The sequence below is a fragment of the Pseudoalteromonas sp. K222D genome, assembly GCF_017653575.1.
GTDB lineage: Bacteria > Pseudomonadota > Gammaproteobacteria > Enterobacterales > Alteromonadaceae > Pseudoalteromonas > Pseudoalteromonas nigrifaciens.
On record NZ_JAGGDL010000006.1, the window covers coordinates 64094 to 79003 of the forward strand.

Sequence of the window (14910 nt, forward strand, 5' to 3'; positions counted from 1 at the left end):
ACCGCCAAATACACTAATAAAACAAAAATGCCGCTTTATAAATAAAGCGGCATTTTTATTGATCATTTTAACTAGCAAGGTTTAGCCGCGAGGAATAAAACCGAGTGCATCGTACACAGCTTTTAACGTACCTTCGGCTTGGCTGCTGGCTTTTTCTGCGCCACGCTTCATGATGTTATTAAGGAGTGTTTGATCTTCTCTGATCTCTTTAAAACGCGCTTGAATTGGCTCAATCATTGCCACTACAGCATCTGCAGTGTCTTTTTTCAGATGGCCGTACATTTTGTCTTCGTACTCTGGCACTAAATCCTCAATTGAACGTTTAGTTGCCACACTTAACAAGGTAAGTAAGTTTGACACTCCAGGCTTTTCAGCTCGGTCAAAGTAAATACGCGCTTGTTCGTCTGAATCAGTAACTGCTTTTTTCAGTTTTTTCTCAATCTTTTTTGGCTCATCTAACATCATAATAAAACCATTTAGATTTTCATCAGACTTAGACATTTTTTTCAGCGGATCTTGCAAACTCATTACTCGCGCGCCAAACTCTGGAATATACGCTTGAGGTATTTTAAACACCTCGCCATACAGGTTGTTAAAACGTGTTGCGATATCGCGGGTTAGTTCAAGGTGTTGCTTTTGATCTTCCCCTACCGGCACTTGCTCTGCTTGGTATAATAAAATATCGGCCGCTTGTAATACTGGGTAAGCAAATAAGCCCACGTTAATATTGTGCGCGTGCGTTGCCGACTTATCTTTAAACTGGGTCATACGATTAAGTTCGCCCATTTGTGCATAACAATTTAATACCCAAGCAAGTTGTGCATGCTCTGGTACTTGCGATTGCACAAATAACGCGGCTTTTTCTGGGTTAATACCACAAGCAGTATAAAGCGCTACGCCATCTAAAACGCGCGAGCGAAGTAATTCAGGGTCTTGACGCACAGTTACTGCGTGAAGATCTGCAAGCATAAAGTAGCTATCATAGTCTTCCTGTAACTTTAGCCACTGGTTAATAGCGCCAACATAGTTGCCTATTGTCATACCACCGGTTGGCTGCACGCCACTTAAAACTACTGGTTTACTCATGATTTTCCTTTATTTTGCTTAATTAACAGCACTTAGTGCTGTGTAAGAACAGGTATTATATCTAAGAAGTTATCGCATAGGTACTGTGGATTATAGTCCTTAAGGTTTTCACCTTGATTATAACCATAGCTCAGTGCAATAACGTCAATTTTAGCTGCATTGGCAGCTAGTATATCGCTTTTAGAGTCGCCAATCATAATCGCTTTACTGGGCTCAACATTTAGTTTATTACAGGCAAATAACAACGGCTCTGCTGATGGCTTTTTAGCCATGTCATCACCACAAATTATTAGCTCAAAATGACTCGTTAAGGCTAACTTATCCAGTAATTTTTCGGTAAATAACCGATCTTTATTAGTGATCAATGCCTTGGGCATACCACGTAGGGCAGCAAGCCCAGTTTCAACATGTTGGTAAAGTACGCTATATTCACCTACTTGCTGTTCGTAATGTTGGTAAAATAATGTAAATGCTTTATCGCTAAGTGCTTTATCTAAATGCTCACTTATTTGCATTTCGCCACTCAGTGCGCGTTTTACTAATACTTCTATACCATTGCCAACCCAGCTTTCTACTAAGCGCTGGCTAACAATCGGAAATGCTAAGTCGCTCAAAGTAAGATTAAGTGCTATGTATAAATCGTATACACTATCTACTAAGGTGCCATCTAAATCAAACAGGGCTAGGTCGTACTTCATTATTTAACACTTCCTAATTGCTCACGCATTTGATCGATAACTTCTTGGTAATTTGGCTGGTTAAAAATGGCTGAACCCGCTACAAACATATCAGCACCCGCCTCTGCAGCAGCGGCAATGTTATCGACTTTTATTCCGCCATCAACTTCTAAGCGTATATTGCGACCCGATTCTACAATACGTTGTTTTGCTTGGCGTAGTTTTTCTAAAGTATGCGCAATAAAGCTTTGCCCACCAAACCCTGGATTAACCGACATAATTAAAATAACATCAATTTTATCCATCACATGGTCAAGAAAGCTCAAGCTAGTGCCTGGATTAAACACTAAACCAGCTTCGCAGCCATGATCTTTTATTAATTGTAATGTGCGGTCAATATGCTCACTGGCTTCTGGATGAAAAGTAATAATTGAAGCGCCGGCCTCGGCAAACTGAGGAATAAGGCTATCAACCGGTTTAACCATTAAATGCACATCAATAGGCGCTTTAATGCCGTAATTTCTAAGCGCTTTACACACCATAGGGCCAATAGTTAAGTTAGGCACATAGTGATTATCCATTACGTCAAAGTGAACCACATCGGCACCCGCAGCAAGTACGCTATCAACATCTTCGCCTAGTTTAGCGAAATCAGCAGATAAAATAGAAGGGGCTATTAAGTATTTTTTTTCTGGGTTCAACATAGTTAATCCGACAATGAATAATATATTGCGTTAATGTAACTTAATTAATGATGTTACCCAAGTAATCGCGACAAATATAATCGCTTAATAAAAATAAAGATTATTGATAAGCCTTTATTTTTATTCGACTTTAGAAGCTAATGCTAAAATTTAAGTTTGTTATTTAAGCAATTTTTGTTATGCTTAAAAAAGGATCAAATTATTAGGTTTAAATCATGCGTGCTTTTAAAACAGGGATATTAATGGCGTCAGCATTTTTGTTTGTTGGAGCGTTAAATTTTATCTCAAGTTCTGAGCAAGATTTAACGGCAATTAACAATTGCCAGCAAAAACAAACAACTTCTACAGATACAGCTGTAAGTGCTTGCCTTAAAATAGTAGATGAATCGTCTTGGTCTTCATGGATAACAGGCGATAGCCGCAGTGCACAGTTTCATTATTTAGATTTATTAGAGTTACTTACAAGCTCTGGTGATTCTAAAAAGCTTCTCTCTTTAAAACCATCATTTTAAACATGCGACAATTTTTTAGCGCCTTACAAAGTGTACTTGCTGCATTTTTTGGGGTGCAATCTAACCATAAACGCCACGCAGATTTTAAACACCACTCGCCAGTTAGCATTATCATAATAGCTATTATGCTTTTTATTGTTTTTATTATTTCGATTTACGCGATTGTTGTTTCGGTGCTAAGTACATAGCCATTAGTTCGCTCACTTTATTACGCGATCCACCTTTAGGGCTAATAGTGCGCTTTACCTGAATTTGATCTAATGTGGCTTGGCTATAAATTTTACGCGTCCATACCGTATCATGGTTAGAGATAAGCACTGGAGTATCGTTTTCAAACGCCGCTTGCTCGGCTAAATTTGCTAAATTTGCTTGATCATCTAAATTAAAACCGCCCTTAGCATACGAGGTAAACGAGGCTGTTTTACTTAAAGGCACATACGGTGGATCACAATAAATAACTGCATTTTTAGGTACTAGTTTAAAAATGTCATCGTAATCAAGGCAGGTAAACGTAGCCTGTTGCGCTTTTTTAGCAAAAAAGTACATTTCTTTTTCGGGAAAATAAGGCTTTTTGTATTTACCAAAAGGTACATTAAAAATACCCTTTAAGTTATACCTACAAAGCCCGTTATAACCGTGTCTATTCATATATAAAAACAGCATTGCGCGTTCGTATATATCGCTACTTTGATTAAATTGCACGCGGTATTCGTAGTAAGCGTCGGGATGATTATTTAAATCCACAAACAGCTTTTTAGCATCACTTATAAACTCATCGGGCGAGTTTTTAAGTTCTTTATATAAATTAATTAAATCGGCATTAATATCATTAAGAATATAGTGTTTAAAATCGCTATTTAAAAACACTGAGCCGGCACCAACAAAAGGTTCAACCAAAGTATCAGCCTGCTGGCTAGCTTGCTTTAGTCGCGCGTTAATATCTTCAACTAGACTGTATTTTCCGCCAGCCCATTTAAGGAAGGCTCTACTCTTTTGCTGCATTGGCTCTTTACTTCAATCTGGTGTTGCGCGATTTTACACTAAAGTTGCTTAGTTTACTGATCAACTAATACAATTTCTTGTTTTATTTTGCTTATTTTTTTATAGAAAGGCTTATTTATTTTAACCTCTGCAGGCAAAGCGCTCATAGCTAACTTTGCAGCATTCATATCAGTAAAACTACCCACTGTTACCACCCACCAAGTTTTATTGTTTCTTTTAGTTTGATAGGTATGCGCTACTTTTTGTAGTTTATGCTGGCTAATAAATTCAGCACTGACTTGTTGCTGAGTAATCGCTAATAATTGAATAACTGTATTTGTGTCTGGCTGTTGTAAGTACCATGCATTACCTGTGAGTATTTTGCTCTCAACCTGAGCTGAAATATTACTGTGTGGCTGCGTTGCTAATATCTTTGGCTCTACCGATGGTGTATTTTTAGAGCTGGGAGTTGTTTGCTTCGCAGTCAGACTTTGCATAATTGCAGGCACATCATTATGCGGTGTTTGTAGCTCAACTGTGCTTGCAGGTAAGTTAGGTGGCGCTGCAATAACGCTATTGTCGCTATTGTCGCTAGCTATCGCTAATGGCTGCTGTATTTGCTTAACCGAAATTGCTGTTGTGAGCACTTCAGGCTCAGCTTGCTGATAATATTGTTGCCACCATTGAGTCATGTCTGATTTATATAACAAGCCAATTATTAAAAACAGAATAATTAACATCAAAATTAATAAGTGTAAACGCCAAGATACTTTATCTTTTACAACAACATCCGCTATATGTTCTGTTGCTTGCCAGCTCAGTAATAAATTAGGATTACCCTGTGCCGCGGCTATAAAAGCTTGATAAACTGGGTCTTCATCATAAGGCAGGTCGCTAAAATACCAACGCATTAACTGCTTACTTTCACTTTGGTTTAATGGCTCTAAGTGAATGTTTATTGCCGCTGCAAAGGCCAGTTTTGACTGCGCAGCAAGCATAATATAAAGCGTACTGGGGGAGTTTTTAGCCAGTAGTTCTAACTCTACCTGTAATTCTTCTGATAAGTGCCTGGCGTTATCTAGCACCCATAAACAAGGGCCACAAGCTTGCTGTTGTAATAATTGATAAAAGTTTTCGGATAGGCTCAAGCTATGATCAATTAAAGGTGCATTAAAGCTTTGCTCTAATAGCTCGCTCATTAATTGAATGTCTGTCATTTGCGCTGTTACTTGCACAAATGCTTTATTAAAATCGTTATATTTATCAGTAATAAAAGTTTCGAGTAGGTAGCTTTTACCTAGGCCAGAGGTGCCTAGTAAAACAATCATGTTTTGTCCGTACTCAAATTGCAGTGCGATTCTATCCACCAATGCCGCACGGCTTGGTAAAATTTGTGGCTGCATTATTGCTCGATTAACGCTCGAACTTGGTCATCTGAAACATCATCCACTAATGCACATTGTCCAAATTGGGTGGGCAGAATAAAGCGGATAGTACCCTTTTTATTCTTTTTGTCTTTACGCATATGCTGCAAAAAATGCTCGCTGGTCATTACCGCCGGGATCTGCGTGGGTAAGCTATATTGCGCAATTAAACCAGAGATACGCGTAACGTCCTCAGCGGTTAAATCTTGGCGTGTATATGCTAGTTTTGCAGCAAGTACCATACCTGTTGCTACTGCTTCGCCATGTAGCCAAACACCGTACCCCATTTGCGCTTCAATTGCGTGCGCAAAGGTATGACCTAAGTTTAATAGTGCTCTTAGGCCTTGCTCTTTTTCGTCTTGAGCTACAATTAGCGCTTTAATTTCACAGCACCTATAAATTATATGCTGTAAACAGGCTTCATCTAATTGCTGTAAACGCTCAACATTTTGCTCTAAGTAAGCAAATAGCTCAGTATCGTAAATCAAACCGTATTTAATCACTTCAGCCATACCGGCTGCAAACTCGCGCGCAGGTAAAGTATGTAATGATTGTGTGTCGATAAAAACGGCTTGTGGCTGATAAAATGCCCCAATCATATTTTTACCTAGTGGATGATTTACCGCTGTTTTTCCACCTACCGACGAATCAACTTGTGATAATAGTGTCGTTGGCATTTGAATAAAGGGAATGCCACGCTGATAACATGCAGCAACAAAACCAGTTAAATCACCAACAACGCCGCCACCTAATGCAATTAAGCAGGTGTCACGACCACAGTTATTTTCGAGTAAGAATGCCGATATTTTTTCAAACCAAGTAAGCGATTTATATTGCTCGCCATCAGGAATAATAAAGTGCAGTGGATTCAATGTTGCTAACTGCGCTAATAAGCCTTGTAAATAAAAAGGCGCAATAGTGTCGTTAGTAATGATGATAGGCCGACAATCACCAATGTGATGAACTAGGCGGCCATTATCTTGAAGTGTAGATTGACCAATATAAATAGGGTAACTTCGCTCGTCTAAATTAACAGATAATTCAAGCATGCTTAGCTATTTCCTTTAATATTAGTAATTAAAAATCCAATTTCTCGATGATTTGGTTAGCAACAACTTTAGCGCTTTGCTCATCAGTGCGTACAACAAAATCAGCCACTTCTTTATATAACGGTTCGCGTTCTTCTGCTAAACGTTCTAATACATCACGAGGTGCTTCTTCTGTTTGCAGTAATGGGCGACGCTTGTCGCGTTGTGTGCGTGCAACTTGTTTTTCAATCGGTGTCTCTAGGTATACTACAATACCGCGAGCCGAAAGCTTGTTTCTAACTTCTTTACTCATTACTGAACCACCACCGGTTGCAAGTACAATACCCTGCATTTCGGTTAGATCGCCAATAACAGATTCTTCACGAAGTCTAAAGCCTTCTTCACCTTCAAGATCAAACACCCAGGCAATATCTGCACCGGTACGGCGTTCGATTTCTTGATCAGAATCAACAAATTCAAGGTGTAATTGGTCAGCGATGTGACGACCAATCGTACTTTTGCCAGCCCCCATGGGGCCAACTAGAAATATATTACGTTTCTCAGCCATATCTTTTAGTACAAACGAACTCTAAAATTTGAAATAAAACCCCGCCTAACGACCTGGCCCCAAAATTAAGGAGAGGATTATCTCAGTAATCGGTTGGGTATTTCAAGTCAATTAGCATAAAAAGCCATATAACGAGCAATTAATCTAAATAATCATCCATTAGTTAACAAAACATTAGCTTATTTTAGGGAGTATTTATTTTTCATGGTTAAAATTTGTGCAATCCAAAGTTGTATTTATCAAATTACTGATAACTTTACTACGTAATGTTATGTAAAACTCACACAGTAAAGCGCAAAATAACACTAGAGTGCACCCGAAGGGCAGCGCATGTTGGTTTTATGCTGCTATCGCATATTTTGGGAAGTAACCACACTGCATATTCTCTACTTAGTAAACTAAGTAGAGTGCTGCAAAATCAATATTCAAATATAATCACGCCCTAATCAACTTGTATCTTAGGAGTGACGAAAATCAGTAGTTCACGCTTTTCGTTAAACTCACTGGTACTTTTAAACAGTCTTCCAATGTATGGAATGTCGCCCAATAAAGGAACTTTTTTGGTCGAATTAATAATTTGCTGTTGAAAAATACCACCCAAAACAACTGTTTGGCCATTTTCTACCAGTACCTGCGTTTCAATTTGTTGCGTATCAATTGCAACCGCAGGGCCTGTTCCGGTCTGTACTGTATCACCTCGGGTATCTTGAGTGATAATTAAATTCAAAATAACTTTGTTATCAGGTGTTATATGCGGTGTTACTTCTAAGCTAAGTACTGCTTTTTTAAAGCTTACTGTTGTCGCACCACTAGAGGCTGATTCAACATAAGGTATTTCGGTACCTTGTTCAATCCTCGCCTTTTGCTGGTTAGCCGCAGTAATTCGCGGACTGGCAATAATTTCACCTTTATTTTCTTCTTCAAGCGCAGTTAGCTCTAAATCAATTAACGTACCATTAGCTAGTTTAGCAATATGCATACCTATGCTAGCTGAAGGATTGGCAACCGGCAGGTTTACATTTAATCTATCAGACAAGCTTGGAATATTACCATTAGAGATGTTTTCAGCCCCCTCTAGGGTGCCTGAAATACCATCGGTTCCTTGCTGATCACTAAAGCCCCAACGTACCCCTAAATCTTCTGTAACGTTGTCGCGTACGGTTACCATGCGCGCTTCAATTACAACCTGCTTTACGGGTATATCTAGCGTTTCGACCATGCGGCGTACGCTTTCGATACTTTTTGCCGTATCTTTCATTAATAATGTATTGGTACGCTGATCAACCGACACACTCCCTCTTGGGGTTATAATGCTGTTAGTGTCCGTTTTTAGTAAATCTGCAAAATCTTCGGCCTTTGCATAATTTAAGCGAATGTACTCGCTGTACAAAGGCTCTAAATCTTCTACTTGTTGCTTTGCTTTTAAATCTTTTGCTTCACGTGCTGCAAGCTCTTCTGATGGGGCTACCATTAAAATAGAGCCATCCATACGCTTATCAAGGCCTTTTATTCTGAGTACCACATCAAGCGCTTGATCCCATGGCACGCCATCTAAACGTAGCGTTATATTGCCCGTTACAGAATCACTGGTTACTAAGTTAAAGTCGTTGTATCCGGCTATAATTTGCAAGACTGCACGTACCGAAATGTCTTGAAAGTTCAGGGTCATTGGTCGACCTTGATATTCTTTACCACCATCAAGGTAAGCATTTTGGGTTTCGTCTTTCTCAACATTTAAGGTAAAAATATTATCTATTTGCTGATAAGTAAACGTAAATGCTGCGTTTGGCTCAATAACAATTCGGCTCAGGTTATCTTCTTTAAAGGTTTCTATATTGCTTACGATAGTACCAAAATCAAGTACATCTAATTCGTATAATAAATCATCTAAAATATCAGTGTGATGAAACTCTGCAATAATTTTACCGCCACTTTCATGTACTTCTATTGCGGCTTGAGTATCTTGCAAAAATACCAATACTTTAGCTTCGCCCTTTTCACCACGGCGAAAATCAATAGATTGAATACGATTAATGTAACTACCGCCAATGCTATCTGCAGCATCATCAGTCGTTAGCGCTTGCTCGGTTAATGGATTATCAGAGATACGCAGCGAGACCAGATTATTATTAACCTGGGTTTCATAAATTTTCAAACGCTCAAGATGTACCGTTACTTTTAAACCGTTACTTGTCATTACGCTGGTTACATTATTTATTCCAGCCAAATTAACAGCAACATCGGCTAACCCTTGATCTAACTGTGCATTGGTAAACAGCATTTCTATACGCGCTGGGCTATTGAACACTTGAATACTTGGTTGCTGGGTTAATTCTTCATCAAATACCAGCTGTAGTTCGGTTTCGCCTTTTAATAATGGATTATAGCGCACGTCATAAAGTAGCGGCTCAGCTACCGCAGTTTTAGCTATTAATAGTGCAAAAATCACTAATAAAGCTGACAATACACGATGAAGCGAACCTACATCCTTATACATATTTGTATGACCTTTTTTGTTATTAATTTGCGCCATCAATTGTCGCCTCTAACATTTCTAATTTAGTCTGACGCTCTTTCCAACAGCCAGATCCATCAGGGATTAATTCTATTAACTCAATATAGTCACTACTCACTTTTTTTACTTTTCCGTCGTAAGTGCCCAAGTAACTCCCTACGGTTACTCTATGCAGCGTTGCATCAGCAGCAGTAATAAGTGCCCACGTTTGGCTATTAGAGCCTAGCGTGCCTTTCATCGCTAGGTTATCTAGCGGATATTTTTCTAATGGCTCACGAACCCTATCTGGATCTGGGTGCAAACAATTTTTAATTTGCGTTAACTTATTTTGTATAATTTCAGGTTGTGGAGCTACAAATGGGCTACGCAATTGACCTGCATTGTATTCAAAATACTCAAACTGAATGAGCTCTGGTATTTTTTCCACTCTGGGGGTTGTACTTGCTTTTACCTGATCAATAAATTCTTTTTGTTCAGAAGTGTCACTATTACAGCCACTCAATAACATTGTAAAAATAGCCACTAAAGGGAGTTTATTCATTATTTAGTCCCCTCTTCGTAGCGATAAGTTTTTGCAATCACACTAAATGTTAACTGCTTTTCTCCAGATGATAAAATAGAAAAGTCATGTAAACTAACAATTCGCGGTAATTGAGCCACTTTACCTACAAACTGACCAAATTCATGGTAGGTCCCTACCACTTCTATTTTTATTGGCAATTCGGTATAAAATTCTTTTTCAACTTCAGGCAACCAACCAATTTTTAAAAAGGTTAAGCCACTGGTAGTACCCACATAAGATAAGTCATCTAATAAGCCTGGGGTTTCATTAGAGGTTGGTAGGCGTTTTAATAGCTGAGAAAACTTATCTTCCATTTCAATCATTTGCAGCCGATAAATATCTAGTTTACTGGCTACCGCATATTTGGTGCGATAAGTAGTGCGCAGCTCCACCTCTTTGGCTACCGCGTTGTGATAACTGTCTATTTCATCTGAAACTAATAAGCTATAGCTAAAAAACAACACTAAACCCGCAATAAAAGCACCGCAAATAACTTTAACAATAACCGGCCATTCACCTATATTATCAAGTTCTATTTCATTCCAATCTACATCTTTAAATGCTTTAAAATCAAGGTTCATCATGTACCTCGCCAATTTTATCGAATGGTTTTACATAAAATTCCATATTAAAATCACTCAACAAACGCGACGATTTATCGCCAGCAACAATACCTTGCATTACTGGGCGCTCTAATAAATAAGAACCTTGCACTTCACGTAACAAGGTTGAAAGGCGATTATTCGATTCGCTTTTTCCAAGTACATGAATTTGATTACCGCGTCGCTCTAGCTTAGTTAAATAAACCCCTGCAGGTACTATTTTTGCGACTTCATCCATAATTTGCGTGCCTAAATTACGACTCCTTTGCAGGTTTTCAATTAAGCGCATACGCTGCTGCAGGTTTTCTTTTTTCTTATCTAGCTCTCTAATGTCTCTTATTTCTTTATCTAGCATACTTATTTCTGCACTAAGGTAATTGTTTTTTAGATTTTGACCCTCTTTTAAAGCGCCATAAAATGAGCTCAATAAATACATACTCAAAAAACACAAAACAACAACTGCAATTAATGAAGTAATAAACTTCTTTTTTGAGTCTTCACGCTGTAGTTCACGCCAAGGCAGTAAATTTATATGTGGCATGATGAAAAGCTCCTCAAAGCGAGTCCTGTTGCAATAGCAAATTGCGTGCGATGACGCTGTAATACATTACGGTCAACTCTAGGAGATATTTCCATATTTACAAATGGCTCGGCTACAATTGTGTGTATACCTAACTCTTCGACTAATAAGCGCTCAAACCCGCTAATCATAGCTGTACCACCGGTTAATACAATATAATCTAGCTGATCTTTACCCGTGGTGGTTAAAAACATTTGCACCGCGCGGCGCACTTGTTGTAGCAAGGCTGTTTGAAAAGGTGCAAGTACTTCAAAAGTATAATTTGGCGGTAAGTCGCCGGTTGCTTTACCAATTTCAGCTTCATCAAAGCCTTTATTATAATAAGTAACAATACTATTAGTGTATTGATCGCCACCAAACACTTGGTCGCGGGTATAAATTGTATCGCCCGCTTGCACTACACTTACGAGTGTTAATACCGCGCCAATATCGACAATTGCAACGCACTTATTAAATGCATCACTTGGTAACTGTTGATAGTACACATCCATTGCTCGGCTTAATGCGTAGCTTTCTACGTCAACCACTTTAGCAACTAAGTTAGCCGCTTCTAACGCGCCAACACGTGCTTCAACGCTTTCAGTACGCGCAGCCGAAAGCAATACATTCATTTTACTAGGATCGGCGGCATTGGTTGATAGCTTTTCAAAATCAAGATTAACTTCATCTAATGGATAAGGAATTAAGCTGTCTGCTTCAATTTCAATTTGCGATTCTAATTCAGCGTCACTTAAGGTGACATCCATGAAAATCACCTTGGTGATCACGGTCTGGCCTGAAACAGCCACCGCAGCTTCTTTTAGTGATTTAGGTAATTTTCGTTTTAATTTAGTTATTACATTACCAATTGCTTCAATATCTTGAATAGTACGCTCACTCATGGCGCCTTTTGGCATAGGTTCAATTGCAAGTGCTTCTAATCGAAGCCCAGTGTCTGTTTCACTTAACAGTACAGCTTTGATAGAGTGCGATCCTATATCAATGCCTACCATCATCGGCGATGGCTTTTTAAATAGTTGACTTAGCATGTTTGCAACTTTGCCTTTGTTTTAATAATAAACAAGTTATAATTCTTATCTGAAAAAATACTATTCATTTTTTAATCAATATATACTAGCAGCCTCAACTTGTAATTGGGAGTCCATTTAGGGAAATATCAGTGATTTTATTAAAAAGAACTTTACAATTTTTTATCATTTGCACATTATTTGGACTGATCACTTTGTTCAGCCTTTATTATTACGTTAAACCTGATATCCCAAGTGTGCAAGTTTTAAAAGACGTGCAATTACAAACTCCTATGCAAGTATTCACTAAAGATGGTCTGTTGATCAATCAATTTGGTGAAAAACGACGAATTCCGGTCACAATAGACCAAATACCACAACCCCTCATTAATGCATTTTTAGCCACCGAAGACAGCCGCTTTTATGATCACCTTGGTATTGACCCAATAGGTATAGTCCGCTCTGCGCTTGTACTTATATCTACCGGAGAGAAAAAACAAGGCGCTAGTACTATTACTATGCAGCTAGCACGTAATTTTTTCTTAACCCGCGAAAAAGCCTACATTCGTAAAGTAAAAGAAATTTTTATCGCGATACATATTGAAAACTTATTAAGCAAAAACGAAATTCTTGAGCTGTATTTAAATAAAATTGAATTAGGTAATAGGGCGTTTGGTATTGGTGCAGCAGCGCAAGTTTATTACGGTAAAGAACTAAAAGACTTAACCCTTGCGCAAATGGCAATGATTGCCGGCCTGCCAAAAGCACCTTCAGCGCTTAATCCTATTCGCAATCCAGTGCGTGCTAAAGCGCGTCGTAATGTCGTACTTGGTAGAATGTTGTCTGAACGTTATATAACCCAAAGCGAATATGAAGAGACTATTAATCAACCTATAACGGCCGTTTTTCATGGCGCTGAAATAGATTTATACGCACCTTATATATCTGAAATGGTGCGTGCAGAAATGGTTGCTAAATACGGTATTGATAAAGCGTACAACTCTGGCTTTAAAATATTTACCTCGGTAGAGTCCCACGTTCAACAAGCTGCGCAAACGGCTTTAGTAAATAACTTACATAGTTACGATATGCGCCACGGTTTTAGAGGTCCAGAGCGTTTATTATGGGATGCGCAAACACAACCAGCCTTAAGCCAAGCGCAAATTCTTAACCAGCTAAAAGACGTAAAACAGCTTGGCGACTTACAAGCCGCGGTAGTATTGGCGGTTAACGAAAAAACAGCCGACGTTTTACTAAAAAATGGTGAACTGGCAACACTTACATGGGATAACTTAAAGTGGGCACGTAAATATATTACGCGTTACCGCCAAAGTTTTGCTCCTAAAGCTGCAACTGAAATATTAGTACCAGGTGCACAAATATGGCTACGTAAAAACGACGATAATAATTATTTATTGAGTCAAATTCCTGAAGCCTCTAGTGCCATTGTGTCTTTAGACCCTCAAGATGGCCGTATTAAAGCAATTGTTGGTGGTTATAGTTTTGAGCAAAGCCAGTACAACCGTGCAGTGCAAGCTAAACGCCAAGTCGGCTCAAACATTAAACCCTTTATTTACTCTGCAGCTCTGGAAAAAGGCTACACTTTAGCATCCATTTTAAACGACGCTCCAATTAATCAATGGGATAAAAGCCAAGGTATTGCATGGCGCCCAAAAAACAGCCCTGCAGTTTATAATGGCCCAATTCGTATTCGCCGCGCATTGGCGCAATCTAAAAACGTTATTTCGGTTCGTCTTCTGCGTGGTGTAGGCTTGCAACGTACTGCTGATCATTTACTTAAATTTGGTTTTGATAATAAAGACATTAACCGCAGTGAATCCTTAGCACTTGGTAGTGCTTCCATTTCTCCATTAGAACTTGCTCGTGGTATGAGCGCGTTTGCTAATGGCGGGCATTTAATAGAACCGTATTTTATATCTGAAATTCAAGATGCCTTTGGTACAGTGTTATTTAAAGCAAACCCAGCCCTAGCCTGCGATGAGAGCACGCAGCCCCTCGCTATCGAAAATAACAGCAGCCTAACGATAGAAAATACTGAGCAAGGTGAAAAAGCGCAGCAAACAGTGCAATGTGCCCCACGTATTATTTCTAAACAAAATGCTTTTTTAATTGCAGACGCTATGAACAGCGCAATTTGGGGCGGCGGAAGCTGGAGCAATAAAACAGGCTGGACGGGGACTGCATGGCGAGCACAGCGTTTAGGGCGTCGTGATTTATCGGGTAAAACAGGTACCACAAACGATTCTGTTGACACTTGGTTTAGTGGTTTTAACCGCAATGTACTCACCTCAGTATGGGTTGGCTTTGACAACCCTGGCAATACTCTAGGTCGTTCTGCTTATAACAACAACCTTGATAGTGGTCAAATAACAGGGGCTGAATCGGGCGCTAAAACAGCTCAACCGGCATGGAATGAATTTATGAGGGCAGCTCTTGATGGGCAACCAGAAGCGCCAATTGAACCACCTGAAGGATTAGTTTCTATTCGTATTGATTTAGCGACTGGCTTATTAAGCCACAAAAATGATTACACTAGCCGCTTTGAATACTTTGAAAAAGGCACTACCCCAACTAGTTATGTGCTTTCGCAGCCAAGCGATATTTTTGAAGAAAACACCAAAACAGAAGAAGAGCTATTTTAAC

The 14910-nt window shown here is 39.1% G+C and carries 15 protein-coding genes; 3 read left to right on the plus strand and 12 right to left on the minus strand.

Annotated elements, in window-relative coordinates:
- Window positions 1-81: 81 nt before the first annotated feature.
- Genes trpS through rpe form a run of 3 tightly spaced genes read right to left on the minus strand, consistent with a single transcriptional unit; the run spans window position 82 to window position 2467 of the window.
- Window positions 82-1086 (minus strand): tryptophan--tRNA ligase, encoded by a 1005-nt coding sequence (gene trpS, locus J5X91_RS05180; protein ID WP_011329353.1) that lies wholly within the window; start codon window positions 1084-1086, stop codon window positions 82-84.
- A 32-nt stretch (window positions 1087-1118) separates the two neighbouring features.
- On the minus strand, window positions 1119-1784 hold the full coding sequence (locus tag J5X91_RS05185; protein WP_208834188.1) for a phosphoglycolate phosphatase: 666 nt from the start codon (window positions 1782-1784) through the stop codon (window positions 1119-1121).
- Window positions 1784-2467, minus strand: coding sequence for a ribulose-phosphate 3-epimerase (gene rpe, locus J5X91_RS05190; RefSeq protein WP_208834189.1), 684 nt, complete (start codon window positions 2465-2467; stop codon window positions 1784-1786). Before rpe ends, J5X91_RS05185 begins: the two co-directional genes overlap by 1 nt.
- Before the next feature lie 215 nt (window positions 2468-2682).
- Between rpe and J5X91_RS05195 the strand changes: the two genes are divergently transcribed.
- Entirely contained in the window at window positions 2683-2979 is a 297-nt protein-coding gene (locus J5X91_RS05195) for a hypothetical protein (RefSeq protein WP_208834190.1), read from the plus strand.
- 2 nt (window positions 2980-2981) lie between these two features.
- Window positions 2982-3167 carry a DUF2970 domain-containing protein gene (locus tag J5X91_RS05200; protein WP_041454590.1) on the plus strand — a complete coding sequence of 62 codons (186 nt, stop codon included), beginning with the start codon at window positions 2982-2984 and terminating at the stop codon, window positions 3165-3167.
- On the opposite strand, the gene J5X91_RS05205 is transcribed toward J5X91_RS05200, so the two are convergent.
- The 9 genes from J5X91_RS05205 to J5X91_RS05245 form a co-directional block, all read right to left on the minus strand.
- Window positions 3124-3981: a Dam family site-specific DNA-(adenine-N6)-methyltransferase gene (locus J5X91_RS05205; protein ID WP_011329357.1), complete on the minus strand. Its 858-nt coding sequence runs from the start codon at window positions 3979-3981 to the stop codon at window positions 3124-3126. The two genes, J5X91_RS05200 and J5X91_RS05205, sit on opposite strands and share 44 nt — an antisense overlap.
- Window positions 3982-4034: 53 nt before the next feature.
- Entirely contained in the window at window positions 4035-5363 is a 1329-nt protein-coding gene (locus tag J5X91_RS05210) for an AAA family ATPase (protein ID WP_208834191.1), read from the minus strand.
- Window positions 5363-6433, minus strand: coding sequence for a 3-dehydroquinate synthase (aroB, locus tag J5X91_RS05215; RefSeq protein WP_208834192.1), 1071 nt, complete (start codon window positions 6431-6433; stop codon window positions 5363-5365). Before aroB ends, J5X91_RS05210 begins: the two co-directional genes overlap by 1 nt.
- A 28-nt stretch (window positions 6434-6461) precedes the next feature.
- Window positions 6462-6980, minus strand: coding sequence for a shikimate kinase AroK (gene aroK, locus J5X91_RS05220; RefSeq protein ID WP_008466255.1), 519 nt, complete (start codon window positions 6978-6980; stop codon window positions 6462-6464).
- 442 nt (window positions 6981-7422) lie between these two features.
- Window positions 7423-9513, minus strand: a complete 2091-nt coding sequence (locus J5X91_RS05225) for a type IV pilus secretin PilQ family protein (protein WP_089368803.1) — start codon at window positions 9511-9513, stop codon at window positions 7423-7425.
- Window positions 9500-10036, minus strand: a complete 537-nt coding sequence (locus tag J5X91_RS05230; protein WP_011329361.1) for a pilus assembly protein PilP — start codon at window positions 10034-10036, stop codon at window positions 9500-9502. The genes J5X91_RS05225 and J5X91_RS05230 overlap by 14 nt, the downstream gene beginning before the upstream one ends.
- Window positions 10036-10638: a type 4a pilus biogenesis protein PilO gene (locus J5X91_RS05235; RefSeq protein WP_182677589.1), complete on the minus strand. Its 603-nt coding sequence runs from the start codon at window positions 10636-10638 to the stop codon at window positions 10036-10038. The genes J5X91_RS05230 and J5X91_RS05235 overlap by 1 nt, the downstream gene beginning before the upstream one ends.
- Window positions 10628-11200, minus strand: a complete 573-nt coding sequence (locus J5X91_RS05240) for a PilN domain-containing protein (protein ID WP_011329363.1) — start codon at window positions 11198-11200, stop codon at window positions 10628-10630. Before J5X91_RS05240 ends, J5X91_RS05235 begins: the two co-directional genes overlap by 11 nt.
- On the minus strand, window positions 11188-12267 hold the full coding sequence (locus J5X91_RS05245) for a pilus assembly protein PilM (protein ID WP_011329364.1): 1080 nt from the start codon (window positions 12265-12267) through the stop codon (window positions 11188-11190). The genes J5X91_RS05240 and J5X91_RS05245 overlap by 13 nt, the downstream gene beginning before the upstream one ends.
- 131 nt (window positions 12268-12398) lie before the next feature.
- On the opposite strand from J5X91_RS05245, the gene J5X91_RS05250 reads away from it, so the two are divergent.
- Window positions 12399-14909, plus strand: coding sequence for a PBP1A family penicillin-binding protein (locus J5X91_RS05250; protein WP_208834193.1), 2511 nt, complete (start codon window positions 12399-12401; stop codon window positions 14907-14909).
- Window position 14910: the final 1 nt, after the last annotated feature.

Excerpts from the sequence above, each read along its gene's own strand:
- J5X91_RS05210 (WP_208834191.1), bottom strand. The coding sequence starts at position 5,363 with ATGCAGCCACAAATTTTACCAAGCCGTGCGGCATTGGTGGATAGAATC.
- J5X91_RS05195 (WP_208834190.1), top strand. The coding sequence starts at position 2,683 with ATGCGTGCTTTTAAAACAGGGATATTAATGGCGTCAGCATTTTTGTTT.
- J5X91_RS05240 (WP_011329363.1), bottom strand. The coding sequence starts at position 11,200 with ATGCCACATATAAATTTACTGCCTTGGCGTGAACTACAGCGTGAAGAC.
- J5X91_RS05235 (WP_182677589.1), bottom strand. The coding sequence starts at position 10,638 with ATGAACCTTGATTTTAAAGCATTTAAAGATGTAGATTGGAATGAAATA.
- J5X91_RS05225 (WP_089368803.1), bottom strand. The coding sequence starts at position 9,513 with ATGGCGCAAATTAATAACAAAAAAGGTCATACAAATATGTATAAGGAT.
- rpe (WP_208834189.1), bottom strand. The coding sequence starts at position 2,467 with ATGTTGAACCCAGAAAAAAAATACTTAATAGCCCCTTCTATTTTATCT.
- aroK (WP_008466255.1), bottom strand. The coding sequence starts at position 6,980 with ATGGCTGAGAAACGTAATATATTTCTAGTTGGCCCCATGGGGGCTGGC.
- J5X91_RS05230 (WP_011329361.1), bottom strand. The coding sequence starts at position 10,036 with ATGAATAAACTCCCTTTAGTGGCTATTTTTACAATGTTATTGAGTGGC.
- trpS (WP_011329353.1), bottom strand. The coding sequence starts at position 1,086 with ATGAGTAAACCAGTAGTTTTAAGTGGCGTGCAGCCAACCGGTGGTATG.
- J5X91_RS05205 (WP_011329357.1), bottom strand. The coding sequence starts at position 3,981 with ATGCAGCAAAAGAGTAGAGCCTTCCTTAAATGGGCTGGCGGAAAATAC.
- J5X91_RS05185 (WP_208834188.1), bottom strand. The coding sequence starts at position 1,784 with ATGAAGTACGACCTAGCCCTGTTTGATTTAGATGGCACCTTAGTAGAT.
- J5X91_RS05200 (WP_041454590.1), top strand. The coding sequence starts at position 2,982 with ATGCGACAATTTTTTAGCGCCTTACAAAGTGTACTTGCTGCATTTTTT.
- aroB (WP_208834192.1), bottom strand. The coding sequence starts at position 6,433 with ATGCTTGAATTATCTGTTAATTTAGACGAGCGAAGTTACCCTATTTAT.
- J5X91_RS05245 (WP_011329364.1), bottom strand. The coding sequence starts at position 12,267 with ATGCTAAGTCAACTATTTAAAAAGCCATCGCCGATGATGGTAGGCATT.